The organism is Streptomyces sp. NPDC031265 (assembly GCF_055570295.1).
The window spans coordinates 38519-59372 of record NZ_JBVIHM010000021.1 but is presented as its reverse complement, the minus strand read 5'-3'; the positions used below and the strand labels follow the sequence as shown (position 1 = coordinate 59372).

The window sequence follows — 20854 nt, the reverse complement described above, 5'->3', positions numbered from 1 at the left end:
CCCCACAGCGAAGCGCCTATAGGGGGTCTGGCGGAGAGGCCGGCCGGCCCCCCTCCCCCACCCCCCACCCCCCCCCCCCCCCCCCCCCCCCCCGCCCAACGCCCCCCCCCCCCCCCCCCCCCCCCCCCCCCCCAAGGCCGGCGACTTCGTGAAGGTCCACTACGTGGGCGTCGCCTTCTCCACCGGCGAGGAGTTCGACGCGTCCTGGAACCGCGGCAACCCGCTGGAGTTCAAGCTCGGTGCCGGTCAGGTCATCCAGGGCTGGGACAAGGGCATCCAGGGCATGAAGGTCGGCGGCCGCCGCCAGCTGGTCATCCCCGCGCACCTCGCCTACGGCGACCGTGGCGCCGGTGGCCAGATCGCGCCGGGTGAGACGCTTATCTTCGTCTGCGACCTGGTCGCTGTCTGATCACACCCGATCACACCGAGGGCCCGTGCCGCCTGGCACGGGCCCTCGGCTTTTGCCACGACACCCGGGGACGGTACGGTCAACGGTCGGGAGCAGCGGAGCCGCTCCCTCATGACGAGGAGAGGCGAAGGGCGTCGATGGCGATTGCCAAGGCCGAGCGGTTGATGAACCTGGCGCTGTGTCTGCTGGGCACGCGCCGTCCGCTCAGCAAGCGCGAGCTGCGCGGTTCCATCGAGGCCTATCTGGAGGCGGGGTCGGACGACGCCTTCAACCGGATGTTCGAGCGGGACAAGGACGATCTGCGCGAACTCGGCCTGGTCATCGAGACGGTGGAGAACCTCGACGGCGAGACGGGCTATCTGGCCCGCCGTGACTCCAACCGGCTGCCGCCGGTCCAGCTCGACGCCGAGGAGGCCGCCGCCCTGGGCCTGGCCGCCCGGGTCTGGCAGCAGGCCCGGCTCGCGGGCGCGGCCAGCGGCGCACTGCAGAAGCTGCGCGCCGCCGGAATGCCGGAAGCAGACAACCCGTACGAGCACAGCGCGATCGAGCCACGCATCCCGGTGCACGAGGCCGCTTTCGAGCCGTTGATGCTGGCGTGCCGCGACCGCCGCGCGGTCGTCTTCGAGTACCGCAAGGCCACCGCCGCCCGCCCCGGGACCCGCCATGTCGAGCCGTGGTCCCTGGAGTGCTGGCGCGGCCACTGGTACCTGGCGGGCTGGGACCGCGACCGGGGCGCCGAGCGGGTCTTCCGGCTCTCCCGGATCACCGGCAAGGTGCGCTCGCGGGCCGGCGCCTTCACCGCGCCGGTGCCCGACGTGGTCACCGTGCGCGAGACGGTGGAGAGCTGGGCGGGGGAGACCGCCACCCGCTCCGCGCGGATCAGGCTGCGCGCGGGCGCCGGGTATCCGCTGCGCTCGCGGGCCACCTCGACGCGGGAACTCGGCGGCGGGTGGGACGAGTTGGAGATTCCGTACGGGCATGGGCTCGACGCCTGGCTCGTGGAGTTCGGCCCCGATGTGGTCGTGCTGGAGCCCGCGGACCTGCGGGCCGACGTGGTGGACCGGCTGCGCGCCGTGGCCAAGGGCTGAGGGGACCGGACGACCATGGCTGCCAACGCCATCGACCAGACGCGGCGGATGCTCTCCCTCGTCACCTATCTGCGCGAGCGGCCCGGGGCGCACGTCGCCGACGTCGCCCGCGCCTTCGGGATCACCGAGGACGAGCTGATCTCGGACCTCGACGTGCTGCCCATGTGCGGGACCAGCTTCCGCGGCGGCGACCTCCTCGACATCGACACCGACGGCGACCGCATCTGGTGGCGCAATCCCGGCGCCCTGGGCGCCGAGGCGGCCGAGCCGCTGCGGATCGCCGCCGACGAGGCGACCGCACTCCTGGTCGCGGCCCGCGCGGTGGCGACGCTGCCGGGTCTGCGCGAGGGCGACCGCCAGGCGCTGCTGCGCGCCACCGCCAAGCTGGAGGCGGCGGCCGGGGAGGCGGCGGGCGCCAGCTCCCGGCTCTCGGTGACCTTCGAGTCGGAGGGCGGCGTCTTCGCGGACGTCGACCGGGCGATCTCGGAGCGGCGGCGGCTGTGGTTGCGTTACTACTCGCCCGCGCGCGACGAGCTCACCGAGCGCGAGGTCGACCCGATCCGGCTCTTCGCCGTCGGCCACACGTATATGGAGGCGTGGTGCCGCCTCTCGGAGGCGCGGCGCACCTTCCGTCTCGACCGGGTGGCCGAAATCCGACTGCTCGACGAGCCGGCCGCGCCGCCGGAGCTGGAGCTGCGGGACCTCTCGGAGGGTTTGGTGCAGCCCGCCGCCGAGGACCCGGAGGTGATCGTCGAGGTGGGTCCCGGCGGGCGCTGGGTCGCCGAGTACTACCCGCACGACAGCGCCGAGGAGCTGGCGGACGGCGGTCTGCGGATCACTCTGCGCACCCCCGAGCCTGCCTCGCTGCGGCGCCTCGCGCTGCGCCTGGGCCGCGACGGCCGGATCGTCGCCCCCGGTGAACTGGCCGAAAGCGCCCGCAGTGCGGCGCTGGCGGCACTGGAGGCGTACGAAGAGCAGAGCGCGCACGACGGACAGAGCTGAGGAGATATGCGCAATATGTCGGCGTTGCCCGGTATTTCCCGTCAGATGGCCGCGGTCCAGTCGGTGCTCTTCAAGGCCGCCTGCCCCGACTGCCGTGCCCGCTTCGAGCTCGCCGCGGGGGCGCTGCGCCTCGCCATCGGCGCCAGCCGCCGTACCACCTTCTACTCCTTCACCTGCCCCGAGTGCGGCTCCGCCGTGCGCAAGCCGGCCGGTGAGCGCATCGTCGAACTCCTCACCGGCGGAGGGGTCCGCACCCTCCGCCTCCACTCCAGCGTCTAGGGTCCGCTCATGTTCTGGCCGATGACCGCCATCGCCCTCGGGTTCCTCGGAATCTCCGTCCTCGGTGTCCTCGCGATCAAGGTGTTCGTCGAGGCGCAGCGGCTCGGCCGCCAAGTGGCCGACACCACACAGAAGATCAACAAGGCCGCCGAGGACCTGGAGCGAGCCGCAGTTGAACTCTCGGCCACCGGGGAGACCTTGCGCTGACCGTGCGCGGGTCGTGCGGACTCCTGTCTGTCCGTCCCTTTAGGTACGCTTCAGAGCGCGGACCACGGAGCGAGGCAGTGGGCCGTGTCACGGGAGTACGCACGGGGATTGCCCAGCGTTTACCCCTGCGCGTTACGATCGCTGCACGCATGCGATCGGACACCAGTCCGGTCGAACCCACGCAGCCCCACCCATGTCGCCTCGGTGAGAAGGTAAAAGCTTATGTTCGGAAGGCTCGGCGCCCCCGAGATCATTCTCATCCTCGTCGTCATCGTCCTGCTGTTCGGCGCGAAGAAGCTTCCGGACATGGCGCGCTCGCTCGGCAAGTCCGCGCGCATCCTCAAGAGCGAGGCGAAGGCGATGAAGTCCGAAGGCCAGCAGACCGCCCCCGCCGACCCGCCGCACCCGGGCGAGCAGCCGCCGGTGCAGCGCACCATCCAGTCGGCCCCCGGCGACGTCAGCAGCTCGCGTCCCGTCACCGAGCCGACCGACTCCACCCGCTGACACCTGGGCCGAAGCAGGCACTGATCACCAAGGTGCCCTGCCGCACGAGATGAGGACGTGGGTTGCTGAAGTCTGCCCGCAATCAGCAGAAGGACCCGGAGGGGCGGATGCCCCTCTCGGATCATCTCCGTGAGCTGCGCAACCGGCTCGCCAAGGCGGTCCTCGCGATCCTGGTCTGCGCCGTGGTGGCGGCGTTCTACTACAAGGACATCGTCGACCTGATCATCAAGCCGATCAAGGAGTCGGTCGGCTGCACGCAGGGCTTCGGCGAGCTGGCCAAGCAGGGTGACAAGGACCACTGCGGCAACGTCACGATGTCCGGCCTCATGTCGCCGTTCACCTTGATGATCAAGACGTCCCTGGTGGCGGGCGTCGTGGCGGCCAGCCCGGTCTGGCTCTACCAGCTCTGGGCGTTCGTCGCCCCGGGCCTGCACAAGAACGAGAAGAAGTACTCCCTGGGCTTCGTCGCGGCGGGCTTCCCGCTCTTCGTCGCCGGCGGCTGGTTCTCCTACCACGTGCTGCCCGCGGCGGCGAAGGTCCTCCTTGAGTTCACCCCCGACGGCGCGCTGAACCTGCTCCCGCTGAACGAGCTCATCGACCTCGTGCTGCGGATGATCATCGTCTTCGGCCTCTCGTTCGAGCTGCCGCTCTTCCTGGTCATGCTCAACTTCAGCGGAGTGATCACCGGCCGCCGGATGCTGGGCTGGTGGCGCGGCATGATCATGGGCGTCACGGTCTTCGCGGCCTTCGCGACGCCGACCGTCGACCCCGTCTCGATGCTCTCGCTGGCCACCCCGATCGTGCTGCTCTACTTCATCGCCGTCGGCGTCTCCATGCTCAACGACAAGCGCCGCCGCCAACGCGAGGAAGCCAAGCCCGCCGACGACGAGGCCTCCGACCTCGACCTCACTCCGGCGGACATCGGCGAGATCGAGCCGGTCACCACCCCGTCCCTGCCCGAGCAGGCCGACGGCGGCCGCTCCAGCAGCCGGGTCAACGGCTACGACGACATCACCTGATCCCACGCCGCGAAGCGGCCGGGGCGCGCACGGCGCGCACCCGGCCGCTTCCGCGTTCCCGGCCGCCCCGCACTCCGTCCCGGGCCCCGGTCCCGATAAAGATCGAGACCTCTGTCAGAGGCGGCGGGTAGGCTCGAAGACAAGATGACAGAGGACCTCTCACCAGCCGAAGCGTACGCAGCTGCCCGGCTCCGCGCCGCCGAGCAGGCCACCGCGCTCGCACCCTTCCGCGACCTGTACGACTTCGATCTGGACCCCTTCCAGATCGAGTCGTGCCAGGCACTCGAAGCCGGCAAGGGTGTGCTCGTGGCCGCCCCGACCGGCTCCGGCAAGACCATCGTCGGCGAGTTCGCCGTGCACCTGGCCCTCCAGCAGGGCCGCAAGTGCTTCTACACCACGCCGATCAAGGCGCTCTCCAACCAGAAGTACGCCGACCTGGCCAGACGCTACGGCGCGGACAAGGTCGGCCTGCTCACCGGCGACAACAGCGTCAACTCCGAGGCGCCGGTGGTCGTGATGACCACCGAGGTGCTCCGCAACATGCTCTACGCGGGCTCCCAGTCGCTGCTCGGCCTCGGCTACGTGGTCATGGACGAGGTGCACTACCTCTCCGACCGCTTCCGGGGCGCCGTCTGGGAAGAGGTGATCATCCACCTGCCCGAGTCGGTGACGCTGGTGTCGCTGTCGGCGACCGTCTCCAACGCGGAGGAGTTCGGCGACTGGCTGGACATCGTCCGCGGCGACACCGAAGTGATCGTCTCGGAGGACCGCCCGGTCCCGCTGTGGCAGCACGTGCTGGCCGGACGGCGGATGTACGACCTCTTCGAGGAGTCCACCGACCACGGCGGCCGCGGCGGCGCCCGCCGCGAGGTCAACCCGGACCTGCTGCGCATGGCCCGGATGGAGAACCAGAAGACGTACAACCCGCGCGACCGCAGGCGCGGCAAGATGGTCCGCGAGGCCGACCGAGAGCGCGAGCGCCGCCAGCGCTCCCGGATCTGGACGCCGGCTCGCCCCGAGGTCATCGAACGGCTCGACGCCGAGGGCCTGTTGCCCGCCATCACGTTCATCTTCAGCCGGGCCGGCTGCGAGGCCGCGGTCCAGCAGTGCATGTACGCGGGCCTGCGCCTCAACGACGAGGAGGCGCGCCACAAGGTGCGCGAGATCGTCGAGGAGCGCACCGCCTCCATCCCCGGCGAGGACCTGCACGTCCTGGGGTACTACGAGTGGCTGGAGGGCCTGGAGCGGGGCATCGCGGCCCACCACGCGGGCATGCTGCCGACCTTCAAGGAGGTCGTGGAGGAGCTGTTCGTGCGCGGCCTGGTGAAGGCGGTGTTCGCCACCGAGACGCTCGCCCTGGGCATCAACATGCCCGCCAGGACGGTGATCCTGGAGAAGCTGGTGAAGTGGAACGGCGAACAGCACGCCGACATCACCCCCGGTGAGTACACCCAGCTGACCGGCCGCGCCGGGCGCCGCGGGATCGACGTCGAGGGCCACGCCGTGGTGCTCTGGCAGCGCGGCATGGACCCGGGTGCGCTGGCGGGTCTCGCGGGCACGCGTACGTATCCGCTGCGCTCCAGCTTCCGGCCGTCGTACAACATGGCGGTCAACCTGGTCGAACAGTTCGGCCGGCACCGCTCGCGCGAGCTCCTGGAAACCTCCTTCGCCCAGTTCCAGGCGGACAAGTCCGTCGTCGGCATCTCCCGCCAGGTGCAGCGCAACGAGGAGGGCCTGGAGGGCTACCGCGAGGGCATGAGCTGCCACTTGGGGGACTTCGAGGAGTACGCGCGCCTGCGCCGCGACCTCAAGGACCGTGAGACGGAGCTCGCCAAGCAGGGCGCCAGCCAGCGGCGGGCCGCGGCGGCCGCGTCCCTGGAGAAGCTCAAGCCCGGCGACGTGATCCATGTGCCGACCGGGAAGTTCGCCGGGCTCGCGCTCGTGCTCGACCCGGGCATCCCGGCCGGGCGCTCCAACGGCCACCGCGGCTTCGAACAGCACGACGGGCCGCGCCCGCTGGTGCTGACCGCCGAGCGGCAGGTCAAGCGGCTCGCCGCGATCGACTTCCCGGTGCCGGTGGAGGCGATCGAGCGGATGAGGGTCCCCAAGTCCTTCAACGCGCGCTCGCCGCAGTCCCGTCGCGACCTCGCCTCCGCGCTGCGCACCAAGGCGGGCCACATCGTGCCCGACCGGCACCGCAGGGGCCGCGCCGAGGCCGCCGACGACCGCGAGATCGCACGGCTGCGCGCCGAGCTGCGCGCCCACCCGTGCCACGGCTGCGACGAGCGGGAGGACCACGCGCGCTGGGCCGAGCGGTACTACCGGCTCAAGCGGGACACCCAGCAGCTGGAGCACCGCATCGAGGGGCGGACCAATACGATCGCCCGCACCTTCGACCGGATCGTGGCGCTCCTGACCGAGCTGGACTATCTGCGCGACGACGAGGTCACCGAGCACGGCCGCCGCCTCGCCCGGCTCTACGGCGAGCTGGACCTGCTGGCCAGCGAATGCCTGCGCGCGGGCGTCTGGGAGGGCCTCAGTCCGGCCGAACTGGCCGCGTGCGTCTCGGCGTTGGTGTACGAGGCCCGTCAGGCCGACGACGCGGTGGCGCCCAAGCTGCCCTCGGGCGCGGCCAAGGCGGCGCTCGGCGAGATGGTCCGCATCTGGGGCCGGCTCGACGCGCTGGAGGAGGACCACAAGATCAACCAGGCGGAGGGCGTCGGCCAGCGCGAGCCCGACCTCGGCTTCGCCTGGGCGGCCTTCCAGTGGGCCTCGGGCCAGGGGCTGGACGAGGTGCTGCGCGAGGCGGAGATGCCCGCGGGCGACTTCGTCCGCTGGTGCAAGCAGGTCATCGACGTACTCGGCCAGATCGCGGCGGCGGCCCCCGGCTCCTCGGCCGGAAGCACGGTCGCCAAGAACGCCCGCAAGGCGGTGGACGCGGTGCTGAGGGGCGTGGTGGCGTACAGCTCGGTGGGCTGAGGCGTAGTCCCTCCGGGGGTGCGGGTTTCTTCTGCGGGCAGGTGGGGGCTGGTCGCTCCCCCCTGTTCTCGGCTTCGCTCGAACAGGGGCCCCCATCGCGGCGGAGCCGCACATGTCGCAGGCCCGCGCCCCTGGATGGGGTGGGGGCCCCGGAGAGGGCCCCCGGGCCTCACGCCGCCTCCTGCTCCCGTTCCACCTGCTCGTTCCATTCGCGCTTGACCGCGCGCCAGGCCTCGTCGCTCTGGCCGAGGCGCCAGTAGCCGGAGATGGAGAGGCGGTCGCGGGGGATCTCCCGGTCCAGGCGCAGATGGCGGCGGAGTTCCTTCACGAAGGCCGCCTCGCCGTGGACGAAGGCGTGCACGTCGCCCTCGGGGAAGGCCAGCTCCCGCACCGCCGCGACCAGCGCGTCGCCCACCGGGGCCTCGCCGCGGTGCAGCCAGGTCACCTCGACCCCGTCGGGAGCGGGGATCTTCTGCTCCTCCTCCGGGCCGGGGACCTCCACGAAGGCGTGGACCACCGCGCCCTCGGGCATCTGCTCCAGCGTGGCGGCGATCGCCGGGAGGGCGCTCTCGTCGCCGACCAGGAGGTGCCAGTCGGCGGCCGGGTCCGGCCCGTAGCCGCCGCCGGGGCCGGAGAGGTGGATGACGTCGCCGGCCTGGGCGCGGGCGGCCCACGGTCCGGCCAGGCCCTCGTCGCCATGGACCACGAAGTCGATGCTCAGCTCGTCCCGCTCGGCGTCCCACGTCCGGACCGTGTACGTCCGGTTGCTCGGCCACTGGTCGCGCGGGAACTCGGCGCGCACGCGCTCCAGATCGAACGGCTCGGGGTAGGTCACCCCGGGCGCCGGGAAGAGCAGCTTCACATAGTGGTCGGTGTACTCGCCGACGGCGAAGCCGCTCGCCGCCGCGCCCCCCAGGACCACCCGGACCATGTGCGGAGTGATCCACTCCGTGCGCACCACGTGCGTCTCATGAGCCCGTGACCCCTTGCGGGCCGGTCGTTCTGCCACAGCGTTGCTCCCCTGATGTGTGCCGGACTCGTCTGCCCGGCGCGCTGAACCGTCTGCTCTTCTTAGGTTTGCCTAAGTTAGCATCCCGGCCATCTGGGCTCACCCTTTTACCGGCCCCCCGAACCTCAGCGCCCCAGCGTCGTCAGCAGCCGGGTCAGCGAGCTTCCCAGCCCCCATCGCTGCGCCAGTTCGTCCACCGTCTCCGGGTGCAGCGCCTCGGCCGGGAGCGCCGGGTCGAACGCCGGCAGCGGCACGTCCAGCGCCACCCGGACCACCTTCGGGGCCACGTCCAGATACGCGGCGGCCTCGGCGATGCCCCGGCGCTTGGCGGGGGTGAGGCGGGAGGTGCGGTCCCCGGCCGCCGTGCGCACGCCCGCCAGATCGCCGTACTCCGTGATCAGCTGCGCGGCCGTCTTCTCGCCGATGCCCTTCACGCCCGGCAGGCCGTCGCTGGCGTCGCCGCGCAGGGCCGCGAAGTCCGCGTACTGATCGGCCCGTACTCCGTACTTCGTACGGATCAGGTCCTCGTCGACCGTGTCGCAGTCGCCCACGCCCTTGCGCGGGTACAGGACCCGCACCCCGCGCTCGTCGTCGACCAGCTGGAACAGGTCGCGATCGCCCGTGACGATGTCCACCGGGCCGGGGGCCGCCGAGGCCAGGGTGCCGATCACGTCGTCCGCCTCGTACCCCGCGACGCCGACCCGGGCGATGCCCAGCGCGTCCAGGACCGCCTCGATCACCGGGACCTGCGGGGCCAGCGTGTCCGGGACCTCCTCCTCGTCCGGGACGCCGTCGGCCGTCTCCGCCGCCACCCGGTGCGCCTTGTACGACGGGATCAGCTCCACGCGCCAGTGCGGGCGCCAGTCCGCGTCCATACAGGCGACCAGGTCGTCCGGATGGTGGTCCTGGACCAGGCGGGTGATGAAGTCGAGCAGGCCGCGCACGGCGTTGACCGGGGTGCCGTCCGGGGCCCGGACCGAGTCGGGGACCCCGAAATAGGCCCGGAAGTACAGGGAAGCGGTGTCGAGGAGCATCAGGCGTCGCGTCACACCCCGATGATGCCGTACGCCACTGACAGTCACCGTGCGCCGACAGTCACTACGCGCGGTAGTGAACTGGATCACGTTGGCGTTTGCCCCGGGTAAAGCCGGGCAGGCGCGGCGCCGGAGCGGACCCTCGTATCGGTCTCAACGACTACGGCACCGCATACACAGGGCGACGGACCGAATCCGCGCCGCTCCACGGCCCGCCCGCGGGGGATGCGGGCCGTTCTCAGTTCTACCCGTGAGGTTTATGTGTCCACGCTGCAAGCCGAGCAGCTCTACAAGGTGTTCGGCAGACGACCCGACGACGCGGTGCGCAAGCTCGAAGGCGGCGCCGACCGCGAGGAGCTGCGGGCCGACGGGACGACCGCGGCGGTGATCGACGCGTCGTTCACGGTCGAGCCCGGCGAGATCTTCGTCGTCATGGGTCTGTCCGGGTCCGGAAAGTCCACGCTGCTACGGATGCTCAACGGGCTCCTGGAGCCCACCTCCGGGCGGGTGCTCTACGACGGCCAGGACCTGACCGGCCTGAGCCCGCGCGAGCTGCGCGCCGTACGCTCCACCAAGATCAGCATGGTGTTCCAGCACTTCGCGCTCTTCCCGCACCGCAACGTCCTGGAGAACGCCGCGTACGGCCTGGAGGTCCAGGGCGTGCCGCGCGCCGAGCGCGAGAAGCGCGCCGCCGAGGCCCTGGAGCTCACCGGGCTCGCCGGCTGGGGCGACTCCTGGCCGGACGAGCTCTCCGGCGGTATGCAGCAGCGCGTGGGCCTGGCCCGCGCCCTCGCCACCGACGCCGACCTGCTCCTCATGGACGAGTCGTTCAGCGCGCTCGACCCGCTGATCCGGCGCGACATGCAGGACCAGCTCCTCGAACTCCAGAAACGCCTGAAGAAGACCATCGTGTTCATCACCCACGACCTCAACGAGGCCATGCGGCTCGGCGACTCCATCGCCGTGATGCGCGACGGGCGGATCGTGCAGCTCGGCAGCGCCGAGGACATCCTCCTGACGCCCGCCAACGACTACGTCGCCTCGTTCATCCAGGACGTCGACCGCTCCCGGGTGCTCAGCGCCGTGTCCGTGATGACCGCACCGCACCGCCCCGACGCCGGGGACTGCGCCTGCGAGAGCGTGACCGCGGACACCAGCGTCGCGGACCTCTGCGCCGTCGCCGCGCGCGTGCCGCACCCCGTGGCCGTCAAGGACACCGACGGGTCGCTGCTCGGCGTCGTACCGCAGGAGCGGCTGATCGCCTTCCTCGGGGACGACCAGCGCGGGCCGGTCGCCTGCTCGATGCAGGAGGTGGCCCGTGCCTAGGCTCCCTCTCGGCGAGTGGGTGGACAGCGCCGTCACCTTCCTCCAGAACCACCTCTCCTGGCTGTTCGACGCCATCACCAAGGTCGTCAACGGCATGTACGACGGCATCGACGCCGTCCTGTCCGCGCCGCACCCGCTGCTCTTCGCGGGCATCCTCGCCGTCGTCGCCTGGTGGCTGCGCGGTCTGGTCGCCGGTGTGCTCGCCTTCGGCGGGTTCGCGCTCATCGACTCGATCGAGCTGTGGGACGAGGCCATGTCGACGCTGTCGCTGGTCCTCGTGGCGACCGTCGTCACACTGCTCCTCGCGGTGCCGCTCGGCATCTGGTCGTCCCGGTCCAAGACCGTGAGCGCGATCAGCCGCCCGGTCCTGGACTTCATGCAGACCATGCCCGCCATGGTCTACCTGATCCCCGGCATCATCTTCTTCGGCGTCGGCGTGGTCCCCGGCATCATCGCCACCATCGTCTTCTCGCTGCCCCCGGGCGTGCGCATGACGGAGCTCGGCATCCGCCAGGTCGACCCCGAACTGGTCGAGGCGGCCGAGGCGTTCGGCACCACCCCGCGCAACACGCTGCTCAGGGTCCAGCTCCCGCTGGCGCTGCCCACGATCATGGCGGGCGTCAACCAGGTCATCATGCTGGGCCTGTCCATGGTCGTCATCGCGGGCATGGTCGGCGGCGGCGGGCTCGGCGGCGCGGTCTACCGGGCCATCGGCAACGTCGACATCGGCCTCGGCTTCGAGGCGGGCATCTCCATCGTCGTCCTCGCCATGTACCTCGACCGGATGACCGGTGCGCTCGGCCGTCAGGTCTCGCCGGTCGGCCGCCGGGCACTGGCCCGGGCCAGGACGTCCGGCGCCAAGATCTGGAACCACCGTCCGCAGCCCGCCGTCGCGGTCGTCGGCGTGGTCGTCCTCGCGCTCGTGGCCGGCGGCATGGGCATGTTCGGCTCCTCGTCGACGGCCACCGCCTCCGGCGCCGAGAACGTCGGCAAGGGCAAGAAGGTCTCCCTGGGCTACATCCCCTGGGACGAGGGCATCGCCTCCACCTTCCTCTGGAAGGAACTCCTTGAGCGCCGCGGCTACAAGGTGGACACCAAGCAGTACGAGGCGGGCGCGCTCTACACCGGCATGGCGGGCGGCCAGATCGACTTCGAGACGGACTCCTGGCTCCCGGTCACCCACGCCACGTACTGGCAGAAGTACCACGACAAGCTGGAGGACCTCGGCTCCTGGTACGGCCCGACCTCGCTGGAGCTCAGCGTGCCCTCGTACATGAAGGGCATCGACTCGCTCGACGACCTCAAGGGCAAGTCCGGCCAGTTCAAGGGCAGGATCATCGGCATCGAGCCGAGCGCCGGAATGATGGGCCTGCTCAAGGACAAGGTCCTCAAGGAGTACGGCCTGGACGGCGAGTACAAGGTCGTCGACGGTTCGACGCCGTCCATGCTCGCCGAGCTCAAGCGCGCGTACGCCAAGAAGGAGCCCGTCGTCGTCACGCTCTGGTCGCCGCACTGGGCGTACAGCACGTACGACCTGACGAAGCTCAAGGACCCCAAGGGCAGCTGGGGCAAGGGCGACGGGGTGCACACCCTGGCCCGCAAGGGCTTCTCGGACGACAACCCGAAGGCCGGCGCCTGGCTGAAGAACTTCAAGATGACCGAGCAGCAGCTCACCGGTCTCGAAGCGAAGATCCAGTCGACCGGCAAGGGCCAGGAGCAGCAGGCGGTCCGCGCCTGGCTCGACGCCAACCCGGGCCTCGCGGACAAGTGGACGCCCACCGCCGGGTAGCCGCGCGGGCACGGCGAACGGGCGAATGGTTCCAGCCGCCCGCACACGGATGGGGCCCCGCCGGACACCGGCGGGGCCCCATCCGTGCGGATAAGCCCAGCACGCCGTCCGGGCACTCTTCTTCCACGTGATGGTGCCCCCGGGCGCCGAAGCTGCGTAGGGTGCATGCAGTGCGGCGGCCGCAGTGGTCCAGGTGACGGGGAGGGAGCCGGAGAGATGGACGACAAGGAAACTCTTCGGGTGGGAGTGGCGGTGCGGCGGCTACGCCGCGAGCTGGGGCTGACGCTCGCCGCGGTCGCGCAGCGCAGCGGCCTCTCGGTGCCCTTCCTGAGCCAGATCGAGAACGAACGGGCCCGCCCCAGCGCCCGCTCCCTCGCGCGCGTGGCCGACGCCCTGGGCACCACCGTCCCCGAGCTGTACGACGCCGCCGACACCGCGCGTACGGTCGAGGTCGCCCGCGCCGACGACAGCGACGGCGGCGGGGTGCGCCAGCTGCTGCGCGGCCACCACCAGCTGCACGCCATGGAGTTCACCGGCGAGCACGACACCGCGCGCGAGTTCCAGCACCGCAACGACGAGTTGATGTACGTGGCCGACGGCGCCGCCGAGGTCGAGGCGGAGGGCCGGGCCTACCGGCTGGAGCGCGGCGACACGCTGTGCCTCTCCGGCGGGGTGCGCCACCGCTGGCGCGCGGCCGTGCCCGGCACCCGGATCCTGCTCGTCGCGGTCGCCGACCACATCGAGGCGATCGAGGAGACCCGCCACTGATGGCGTCCCCGGCGGCCGGTCCCCGGGTCGTCTCGCTGGTGCCCTCGCTGACCGAGGCGGTCGCGGCCACGGCCCCCGGGCTCGTCGTCGGCGCCACCGACTGGTGCACGCACCCGCCGGACCTCGCGGCGGCGCGGATCGGCGGCACCAAGAACCCCGACACGGAGGCGATCGCGGCGCTGCGCCCTGATCTGGTGATCGCCAACGAGGAGGAGAACCGGGAGCCCGACCTCGATGCCCTGCGCGCGGCGGGGCTGGAGGTCCTGGTCACCGAGGTCCGCGTCCTGGACCAGGCGTTCGCGGAGCTGGAGCGGGTCCTGGTGGACGCCTGCGGGCTGCCCCTGCCCCGCTGGCTCGACGAGGCGCGCGAGGCCTGGGAGCACCTGGTGCCTCCGGCCGAGCCGGTCGCCGCCGTGGTGCCGGTGTGGCGCCGTCCCTGGATGGTGCTCGGCCGCGACACGTTCGCGGGGGACCTGCTGCACCGGCTCGGCGTCCGCAATGTGTACGCGGAGCACGCCGAGCGCTATCCGCGCGTCCCCCTGGACGAGTTGAGGGCCGCCGGGGCGGACCTGGTGGTCCTCCCCGACGAGCCCTACCGCTTCACCGCCGACGACGGCCCGGAGGCGTTCCCGCAGCTCCCGGCCGCGCTGGTCGACGGCCGTCTGCTCACCTGGTACGGGCCGTCGCTCGCGGCGGCGCCGGGCGCGCTCAGCGGGGCGCTGCGAGCAGCCTGCCGGTGACCAGGCCGCGTACGGTGTGGGCGCCCGCCACCAGCCAGGCCGCGGCGAGCAGCGCGTACAGGCCGTAGGCGAGCCAGGTGAAGGCGTCCAGTCCGGTGTGGTGGGCCAGGCCCTCGGCGCCGGTGACACAGGTCCCGACGGGGAAGGTGAACGCCCACCAGGTCATCGCGAAGGGCATCCCGGAGCGGGCGGCGCGGACCACCATGGCGGTGGCCAGGGCGAGCCACATCAGGACGAAGCCCATCACGGGGACGCCGTAGATGACGGCGAAGGCGCTCAGGCCGCCCGCGTTGGTGGCGTCGATCGCGCCGGGGGCCACGTCGGCGAGCTTGTTGACGGCGGTGGTGGACTGGCCGAGGGGGCCGAGCACCAGGAACAGGGCCGGGGTCAGGGCGAGGGGCAGCGGGCCCTGGTGGACCAGGCGCGCGAAGACCAGGGGCAGCAGCACCAGCACGGCGAGCAGGCTCATGCCGAACATCGCGTACGAGGCGAGCAGCATCGCCTCACGGGGCTGGCCGGCCGGGAGGTGGGAGACCAGGAGCGCGCCGAGGGTCGCGGAGACCATGGGGGCCACCACGGGCAGCAGCCAGACCGGGGAGGCGGTGCCGGGGGCGACCTGGTGGCGGACCACCATCAGGTACGGGATGCCCACGGCGACGGCGAGGCCGGTCGCGGTGCCGATCGCGTACAGCGCCCAGGCCAGCGGGACCGCCGCGCCCTCGCCGATCACGTCCTTGCCGACGGTGAGGGTGCCGATGCCGACGGCCAGGAACGCCATCGACATACAGCCGTAGAAGGGAGCCACGCCCGGGTCCATGAGGTGGGCGCGGGCCCGGTCGCGGTGGTGGCGCCAGTGTGCGGCGCGGGCGGCGACGAGGACGGTGAGCATGGCCAGCGACAGGGCCCACACCACCGGCAGTCCCGGCACACGGAACGGCAGCCCGGCGCCCGCGTTGGCGATGATCGCGGTGCCCATGACCGTGGCGTACCAGTTGGGACCGAGGTGCCGCAGGGGTGCGAAGCGCGCGGTGACCGTGTCGGCGCGGGGGTGGGTGAGGGTGACCATGTATCCACCTTCGCGCCGGTCCGAGGGGGGTCACCAGACCGGATCTCCCTATGGGGACATAAGCTGGGCTTATGAGTATGAGCAGTGCGGAGGACGCCGGTCCGCTGTCGAAGCGGGTGCCCGACCTGAGCGCGATGGAGCTGCTGATCGCGGTCGCCCGGCACGGCAGCCTCGGGCGCGCCGCGCGCGATCTGGGGATCACCCAGCCCGCCGCGAGCAGCCGCATCCGCTCGATGGAGCGGCACCTCGGCGTCGCCCTCGTCGACCGCTCGCCGCGCGGGTCCAAGCTGACCGCCGAGGGCGCGCTGGTGACGGACTGGGCGCGCCGGGTGGTGGAGGCGGCCGAGGCGTTCGACGTGGGCGCGCAGGCGCTGCGCGGGCGGCGCGACTCGCGGCTCCGGGTCGCCGCGAGCATGACCATCGCCGAATATCTGCTGCCGGGCTGGCTGATCGCGCTGCGCGCCGAACGACCGGGCACCGCCGTCTCGCTGCTCGCCGGGAACTCGGTGTTCGTGGCCGAGCGGCTGCTCTCCGACGAGGCGGACCTCGGGTTCGTGGAGGGCCTGACCGTACCGGCCGGGCTCGACGGGGCCGTGATCGGCCACGACCGCCTGGTGGTGGTCACCGCGCCCTCCCACCCGTGGGCCCGGCGCCGCACCCCGCTCGGCGCGGCCGAACTGGCCGCGACCCCGCTGATCCTCCGCGAGGAGGGCTCGGGCACCCGGCAGGTCCTGGATGCGGCGCTCGCGGATCACGGCGGGGTGGCCCGGCCGCTCCTGGAGCTCGCCTCCACCACGGCCGTCAAGGCGGCGGTGGTGAGCGGCGCGGGTCCCTCGGTCCTGAGCGAACTCGCTCTGGGGGAGGAGCTGGCGGGCCGCCGCCTGGTCCGCATCCCCCTGGACGGGCTGCGGCTGCGCCGGGATCTGCGCGCGGTCTGGCGCACCGGCCACCGCCCCACGGGCCCGGCCCGCGACCTGCTGTCGCTGACGCGGTCTGGGCCGGGGAAGGGGACGGGGAAGGGGACGGGGACGGGCTGAGGGCCCTCAGGGCCCCCAGGGCACCGGCACCGCCGTCCGGGCCCCCGCTGCCGCCACCAGCGCCCGCATCACCTCGGTGTCCTCGCCCATCTCCGGGTGCCACTGGACGCCGAGCACCCAGGCCTCGCCCGGCAGTTCGACCGCCTCGACGGTGCCGTCCTCGGCGCGGGCCGACACCACCAGGCAGTCCGCGAGGCGGTCCACGGCCTGGTGGTGGTAGGTCGGCACGGACGCCTCGTACGGCTCGATCCCCGCGTAGCGCGTGCCGGGCACGGGGCGCACGGTGTGGCGGCCGACGACGCCGTGGCCGCCGGTGTGCCCGTCCAGGTGCTGGACGAGCGTGCCGCCGAGCGCCACGTTCAGGAGCTGCATCCCCCGGCAGATGCCGAGCAGTGGCGTCCCGGACGCCAACGCGGCCTCGATCAGGGCGGTTTCCCAGGCGTCCCGCTCCGGCGCGGGCGGCCCGGTGCGGGCGTCGAGAGTGGCCCCGTACCGTACCGGCTCCACATCCGGGCCGCCCGCGATGACCACGCCGTCGAGCCGGGCCACCACCTCCGCGGCCGTCTCCGGGTCGTCCGGCGGGAGCATCGCCGTGAGGCCGCCCGCGGCCCTGACGAGGCGCGGGTAGTGGGCGGGCAGCAGGGCGGCGGGCCAGTCCCACACCCCCCAGCGCACCGAACCCTCCAGATATGTGCTGACACCGATCAGTGGCCGTCCCACCGCGTTCTCCCTCTCGTGCTGCCGATCCCGAACTGCCTGGACACTCACTCGCGCTCCAGCTCGGCCTCCGCCGCCGCGAGCGCGGCGAACTCCTCCTCGGGTGCCCGCGCGACCAGGTGCTTGCGGCTGTAGAGGCCGAAGTACGCGACGGCGACCGCGTACACCCCCAGCGCGATCAGCGCCGCCACCACGTCCACCAGGAACGTGGCCACCAGCGCCGCGCACGCGAGGACCAGCGCGACCGAGGAGGTCAGCGCTCCTCCCGGCGTACGGTAGGGCCGCTCCAGGTCCGGCTCACGGCGGCGCAGCACGATGTGGGAAAGCGACATCAGTGCGTACGAGACGGTGGCGCCGAAGACCGCGGCGTTCAGCATCCGCGCTCCGTCGCCGGTCGCGGCCGCCAGCGAGAAGGCGATCGCGCCGGGGACGAGCAGGCCCAGGTAGGGCGCCTTGCGGCGGCTGGTCAGGGACAGGAAGCGCGGCAGATAGCCCGCCCGGGACAGGGCGAAGAGCTGGCGCGAGCCCGCGTAGATCAGCGAGAAGAACGACGCCACCAGCCCTGCCAGGCCCGCGTAGTTGACGATCCGGCTCAGCGCCGTGGCCTTGCCGTCCGGCTGGAGCGCCTCCACCAGCGGATTGCCCGCGTCCTGGATCGCGGCCGAGCCGCGGGCGCCCGCCGAGGCGAAGAAGGTGAGCAGGGCCAGGACCACCAGGATGCCCATGGACCAGCGGATCGCCTTGGGGAGCGTACGGGCGGGGTCGCGGGTCTCCTCGGCGGCCAGCGGCACGCCCTCCACGCCGAGGAAGAACCACATACCGAACGGGAACGCCGCCCAGATGCCCATCAAGCCCATCGGCAGCCAGGAGCTCGCGCCGACCGCGTCCCTGTGGACGGCGATGTCGTCGAGCTTGGAGGCGTCGAAGTCGAGGAACGCGCCGACCGCGAAGACCAGCAGGGCCACCACCGCCACGCCCGTCACGATGAAGCTGAACCGCAGCGCCTCGCCGACGCCCCACAGATGGATGCCGATGAAGACGACGAAGCAGGCGAGGTAGACCGGCCAGCCGGAGGTGAGGCCGAACAGGCCCAGGGACTCCACGTAGTCACCGATGAAGATGGAGATCGCGGCGGGGGCCAGGACGTACTCGATGAGGATGGCTGTGCCGGTCAGGAAGCCGCCCCAGGGGCCGAGCGCGCGCCGGGCGAAGCCGTACCCGCCGCCCGCCGTGGGCAGGACGGAGGAGAGCTCGGCGAGCGAGAAGACCATACAGACGTACATCAGGCCCATCAGGGCCATGGCGATGGCGAGGCCGCCGAAGCCGCCCTCGGCGAGGCCGAAGTTCCAGCCGGAGTAGTCGCCGGAGACGACGTACGCCACGCCGAGGCCGGTCAGCAGCAGCCAGCCTGCGCTGCCGCGGCGGAGCGTACGGCGCTCCAGGTAGTCGTCCGCCGGTTCGGCGGTGGCGGCGGGCTTGGCGGATTCCGTGGACTCCATGGTCATGACGCGGCTCCCGAACTGGACGGTGGCACGCAGGGCACGGCGATGCGGCGCCGGGCAGAGCGGCGGGCTCAAAGGACTGGGGCCATACCTTTGCGGTGTTGACGGCCGGAAATCAAGCCCCCTGCGTTACGTCGCGGTAAACGGCCGGTCGGCGCGGCCACGGCCGGGGTGCCGCGAGCCGCGTCCCGGCCCCGGGGTCCGCCCCCGTCACGTCAGGAAGCCCCGCAGCAGCGCCGCCGTCCCCGCGCAGTGCTCGCGCATCATCTCCCGTGCCCCGTCCGCGTCCCCGTCGAGCACCGCCTCGACCAGCGCGGTGTGCTGGCGCTGGGAGTGCTCCAGGTTCCGTACCAGCAGCGGGATGCAGTCCAGCAGGTCGTTCACGGTCGCGCGGACGGCGGCGTACTGCGCGGTCAGCGTCGCCGAGCCGGAGAGCTCGGCGAGGGTGAGGTGCAGCAGGGTGTCGAGCCTGCGGTAGTCGCCGAGCGGCGCGTCATGGGTGCGGGCCAGGGCGTCCCGCAGCCGGTCGGCCTGCTCGTCGGTGAGCCCGTGCGCCGCGCAAAGGCCGGCCGCGCCCACCTCCAGGACCTCGCGGAAGCGCAGCGCGTCCTCCACGTCGACCCCGGCCACCCGGCGCCGCAGCTCGTCCTCGCCGGGCGACTCGGTCCTGGGCAGCACGAACGTTCCGCCGTACCGGCCGCGCCGCGCCTCCACCAGGCCCTGGTCGGTCAGCACCTTCAGGACCTCGCGCAGCGTCACCCGGCTGATGCCGAGGCGCTCGGCCAACTCCCGCTCCGACGGCAGCCGTTCGCCACCGGGCACCAGCCCCAGGCGTACGACCTGGAGGATCTGCTCCAGTGCCTCCTCGAAGCCGTTGCCGGCCCGTACGGTCCGCAGTACCGGCGCGAGCCGGTCCGAGGAATCCGGTTGCGACATCTGGCCGCACCCCCTTCCCAAGCAATGGTTCTCGGCAATACCTTATGGGTTCTCGGCTGACCGAAGGAGGCTTTTCCCGTGGCAGACCGCACACCCCCGCTCGACATCGAGGCGCTGCGCGCCCTCGTAGAGAGCGACGAGATCGACACTGTGGTCCTGGCGTTCCCCGATATGCAAGGGCGGCTCCAGGGCAAGCGGTTCGCCGCACGATTCTTCCTCGACGAGGTCGTGGCACACGGCACCGAGGGCTGCAACTACCTCCTCGCCGTCGACCCCGAGATGAACACCGTCGACGGCTACGCCATGTCGTCCTGGGAGCGGGGGTACGGCGACTTCGCCATGCACTCCGACCTCGCGACCCTGCGCCGCGTCCCCTGGAACGAGGGCACCGCGCTGCTCATCGCGGACCTCGCCTGGAACGACGGCTCGCCCGTCGTCGCCGCTCCGCGCCAGATCCTGCGCCGCCAGCTCGACCGGCTCGCCGAGCTCGGCCTGACCGCCCAGGTAGGCACCGAGCTGGAGTTCATCGTCTTCCGGGACAGCTACGAGCAGGCCTGGGACGCCGACTACCGGGGCCTGACCCCGGCCAACCAGTACAACATCGACTACTCGGTGCTCGGCACCGGCCGGATCGAGCCGCTGCTGCGCCGCATCCGCAACGAGATGGCGGCCGCGGGCCTGACCGTCGAGTCCGCCAAGGGCGAGTGCAACCCGGGCCAGCACGAGATCGTCTTCCGCTACGACGAGGCCCTGGTCACCTGCGACCAGCACGCCGTCTACAAGACCGGCGCCAAGGAGATCGCCTCCCAGGAGGGCGTCTCGCTCACCTTCATGGCGAAGTACAACGAGCGCGAGGGCAACTCCTGCCACATCCACCTCTCGCTCACCGACGAGGAGGGCCGCAACGTCATGCAGGGCGACGGGCCCGAGGGCATGTCGCCGCTGATGCGCCACTTCCTCGCGGGCCAGCTGGCCGCACTGCGGGACTTCTCGCTGCTGTACGCGCCGAACATCAACTCCTACAAGCGCTTCCAGCCCGGCTCCTTCGCGCCCACCGCCGCCGCCTGGGGCCACGACAACCGCACCTGCGCACTGCGGGTCGTCGGCCACGGCCGCTCGATGCGGTTCGAGAACCGGCTGCCCGGCGGCGACGTCAACCCCTACCTCGCGGTCGCCGGACTCGTCGCCGCGGGCCTGTACGGCGTCGAGCGGCAGCTGGAACTGCCGGACGCCTGTACCGGCAACGCCTACACCGGCGACTACGAGCACGTCCCGACCAGCCTGCGCGAGGCCGCCGAGCTGTGGGAGAACAGCCCCATCGCCAAGGCCGCCTTCGGGGACGAGGTGGTCGCGCACTACCGCAACATGGCGCGCGTCGAGCTGGACGCCTTCGACGCCGCGGTGACCGACTGGGAGCTCCGCCGCTCCTTCGAACGCCTGTGA

Annotated in this window: 19 protein-coding genes and 1 pseudogene; 14 read left to right on the top strand and 6 right to left on the bottom strand. The window is 72.0% G+C overall.

The features are described 5' to 3' along the window. Positions 1-124: 124 nt before the first annotated feature. From ACZ499_RS27605 to ACZ499_RS27570, 8 genes and pseudogenes are all read left to right on the top strand, one after another. A pseudogene (locus ACZ499_RS27605) lies at positions 125-409 on the top strand (FKBP-type peptidyl-prolyl cis-trans isomerase); the annotation flags it as partial. A 137-nt stretch (positions 410-546) separates the two neighbouring features. Continuing rightward, entirely contained in the window at positions 547-1497 is a 951-nt protein-coding gene (locus tag ACZ499_RS27600; protein ID WP_468678884.1) for a helix-turn-helix transcriptional regulator, read from the top strand. A 15-nt stretch (positions 1498-1512) separates the two neighbouring features. Beyond that, positions 1513-2499: a helix-turn-helix transcriptional regulator gene (locus ACZ499_RS27595; protein WP_468678882.1), complete on the top strand. Its 987-nt coding sequence runs from the start codon at positions 1513-1515 to the stop codon at positions 2497-2499. Positions 2500-2505: 6 nt separating this feature from the next. Then, positions 2506-2778, top strand: coding sequence for a hypothetical protein (locus ACZ499_RS27590; RefSeq protein ID WP_468678881.1), 273 nt, complete (start codon positions 2506-2508; stop codon positions 2776-2778). A 9-nt stretch (positions 2779-2787) separates the two neighbouring features. After that, positions 2788-2985 (top strand): hypothetical protein, encoded by a 198-nt coding sequence (locus ACZ499_RS27585; protein ID WP_468409170.1) that lies wholly within the window; start codon positions 2788-2790, stop codon positions 2983-2985. A 222-nt stretch (positions 2986-3207) separates the two neighbouring features. Then, positions 3208-3489: a Sec-independent protein translocase subunit TatA gene (gene tatA / locus ACZ499_RS27580; RefSeq protein ID WP_385541814.1), complete on the top strand. Its 282-nt coding sequence runs from the start codon at positions 3208-3210 to the stop codon at positions 3487-3489. 62 nt (positions 3490-3551) lie between these two features. Further along, positions 3552-4508, top strand: coding sequence for a twin-arginine translocase subunit TatC (tatC, locus tag ACZ499_RS27575; protein WP_468409167.1), 957 nt, complete (start codon positions 3552-3554; stop codon positions 4506-4508). A gap of 144 nt (positions 4509-4652) precedes the next feature. Further along, positions 4653-7487 (top strand): DEAD/DEAH box helicase, encoded by a 2835-nt coding sequence (locus ACZ499_RS27570; RefSeq protein ID WP_468678878.1) that lies wholly within the window; start codon positions 4653-4655, stop codon positions 7485-7487. Positions 7488-7656: 169 nt separating this feature from the next. Here the strand turns inward: ACZ499_RS27570 and ACZ499_RS27565 are convergent, their stop codons facing one another. Next, complete coding sequence (locus tag ACZ499_RS27565; RefSeq protein WP_468678876.1) at positions 7657-8496, bottom strand: siderophore-interacting protein; 840 nt, start codon at positions 8494-8496, stop codon at positions 7657-7659. 125 nt (positions 8497-8621) lie between these two features. After that, a complete protein-coding gene (locus ACZ499_RS27560; RefSeq protein ID WP_468679021.1) occupies positions 8622-9530 on the bottom strand; it encodes a 5'-3' exonuclease in 909 nt (302 codons plus the stop codon). Positions 9531-9791: 261 nt separating this feature from the next. On the opposite strand from ACZ499_RS27560, the gene ACZ499_RS27555 reads away from it, so the two are divergent. The 4 genes from ACZ499_RS27555 (at position 9792) to ACZ499_RS27540 (ending at position 14153) form a co-directional block, all read left to right on the top strand. Then, positions 9792-10856, top strand: a complete 1065-nt coding sequence (locus ACZ499_RS27555; protein WP_468678874.1) for a quaternary amine ABC transporter ATP-binding protein — start codon at positions 9792-9794, stop codon at positions 10854-10856. Further along, the gene (locus tag ACZ499_RS27550; protein ID WP_468678873.1) at positions 10849-12645 is read left to right on the top strand and encodes an ABC transporter permease/substrate binding protein; all 1797 of its coding nucleotides are present in this window, start codon (positions 10849-10851) and stop codon (positions 12643-12645) included. The genes ACZ499_RS27555 and ACZ499_RS27550 overlap by 8 nt, the downstream gene beginning before the upstream one ends. A 216-nt stretch (positions 12646-12861) precedes the next feature. Further along, positions 12862-13413 carry a helix-turn-helix domain-containing protein gene (locus ACZ499_RS27545; protein WP_190089632.1) on the top strand — a complete coding sequence of 184 codons (552 nt, stop codon included), beginning with the start codon at positions 12862-12864 and terminating at the stop codon, positions 13411-13413. Continuing rightward, entirely contained in the window at positions 13413-14153 is a 741-nt protein-coding gene (locus ACZ499_RS27540; protein WP_468678870.1) for a helical backbone metal receptor, read from the top strand. The genes ACZ499_RS27545 and ACZ499_RS27540 overlap by 1 nt, the downstream gene beginning before the upstream one ends. Here ACZ499_RS27540 and ACZ499_RS27535 read toward each other — a convergent pair. Beyond that, positions 14122-15219 carry a TDT family transporter gene (locus tag ACZ499_RS27535; RefSeq protein WP_468678869.1) on the bottom strand — a complete coding sequence of 366 codons (1098 nt, stop codon included), beginning with the start codon at positions 15217-15219 and terminating at the stop codon, positions 14122-14124. The two genes, ACZ499_RS27540 and ACZ499_RS27535, sit on opposite strands and share 32 nt — an antisense overlap. Positions 15220-15290: 71 nt before the next feature. Between ACZ499_RS27535 and ACZ499_RS27530 the strand changes: the two genes are divergently transcribed. Continuing rightward, entirely contained in the window at positions 15291-16256 is a 966-nt protein-coding gene (locus ACZ499_RS27530; RefSeq protein WP_468678866.1) for a LysR family transcriptional regulator, read from the top strand. 6 nt (positions 16257-16262) lie between these two features. On the opposite strand, the gene ACZ499_RS27525 is transcribed toward ACZ499_RS27530, so the two are convergent. From ACZ499_RS27525 to ACZ499_RS27515, 3 genes are all read right to left on the bottom strand, one after another. Next, positions 16263-16976 carry a gamma-glutamyl-gamma-aminobutyrate hydrolase family protein gene (locus ACZ499_RS27525; protein WP_468678864.1) on the bottom strand — a complete coding sequence of 238 codons (714 nt, stop codon included), beginning with the start codon at positions 16974-16976 and terminating at the stop codon, positions 16263-16265. A gap of 44 nt (positions 16977-17020) precedes the next feature. Further along, on the bottom strand, positions 17021-18478 hold the full coding sequence (eat, locus tag ACZ499_RS27520; RefSeq protein ID WP_468678862.1) for an ethanolamine permease: 1458 nt from the start codon (positions 18476-18478) through the stop codon (positions 17021-17023). A gap of 207 nt (positions 18479-18685) precedes the next feature. Then, positions 18686-19411 (bottom strand): FadR/GntR family transcriptional regulator, encoded by a 726-nt coding sequence (locus tag ACZ499_RS27515; RefSeq protein WP_468678860.1) that lies wholly within the window; start codon positions 19409-19411, stop codon positions 18686-18688. 78 nt (positions 19412-19489) lie between these two features. On the opposite strand from ACZ499_RS27515, the gene ACZ499_RS27510 reads away from it, so the two are divergent. After that, on the top strand, positions 19490-20854 hold the full coding sequence (locus ACZ499_RS27510) for a glutamine synthetase family protein (protein WP_468678857.1): 1365 nt from the start codon (positions 19490-19492) through the stop codon (positions 20852-20854).

Excerpts from the sequence above, each read along its gene's own strand:
- ACZ499_RS27590 (WP_468678881.1), top strand. The coding sequence starts at position 2,506 with ATGCGCAATATGTCGGCGTTGCCCGGTATTTCCCGTCAGATGGCCGCG.
- ACZ499_RS27600 (WP_468678884.1), top strand. The coding sequence starts at position 547 with ATGGCGATTGCCAAGGCCGAGCGGTTGATGAACCTGGCGCTGTGTCTG.
- ACZ499_RS27515 (WP_468678860.1), bottom strand. The coding sequence starts at position 19,411 with ATGTCGCAACCGGATTCCTCGGACCGGCTCGCGCCGGTACTGCGGACC.
- ACZ499_RS27545 (WP_190089632.1), top strand. The coding sequence starts at position 12,862 with ATGGACGACAAGGAAACTCTTCGGGTGGGAGTGGCGGTGCGGCGGCTA.
- eat (WP_468678862.1), bottom strand. The coding sequence starts at position 18,478 with ATGACCATGGAGTCCACGGAATCCGCCAAGCCCGCCGCCACCGCCGAA.
- ACZ499_RS27560 (WP_468679021.1), bottom strand. The coding sequence starts at position 9,530 with ATGCTCCTCGACACCGCTTCCCTGTACTTCCGGGCCTATTTCGGGGTC.
- ACZ499_RS27530 (WP_468678866.1), top strand. The coding sequence starts at position 15,291 with ATGAGTATGAGCAGTGCGGAGGACGCCGGTCCGCTGTCGAAGCGGGTG.
- ACZ499_RS27585 (WP_468409170.1), top strand. The coding sequence starts at position 2,788 with ATGTTCTGGCCGATGACCGCCATCGCCCTCGGGTTCCTCGGAATCTCC.
- tatA (WP_385541814.1), top strand. The coding sequence starts at position 3,208 with ATGTTCGGAAGGCTCGGCGCCCCCGAGATCATTCTCATCCTCGTCGTC.
- ACZ499_RS27570 (WP_468678878.1), top strand. The coding sequence starts at position 4,653 with ATGACAGAGGACCTCTCACCAGCCGAAGCGTACGCAGCTGCCCGGCTC.
- ACZ499_RS27540 (WP_468678870.1), top strand. The coding sequence starts at position 13,413 with ATGGCGTCCCCGGCGGCCGGTCCCCGGGTCGTCTCGCTGGTGCCCTCG.
- ACZ499_RS27595 (WP_468678882.1), top strand. The coding sequence starts at position 1,513 with ATGGCTGCCAACGCCATCGACCAGACGCGGCGGATGCTCTCCCTCGTC.
- ACZ499_RS27535 (WP_468678869.1), bottom strand. The coding sequence starts at position 15,219 with ATGGTCACCCTCACCCACCCCCGCGCCGACACGGTCACCGCGCGCTTC.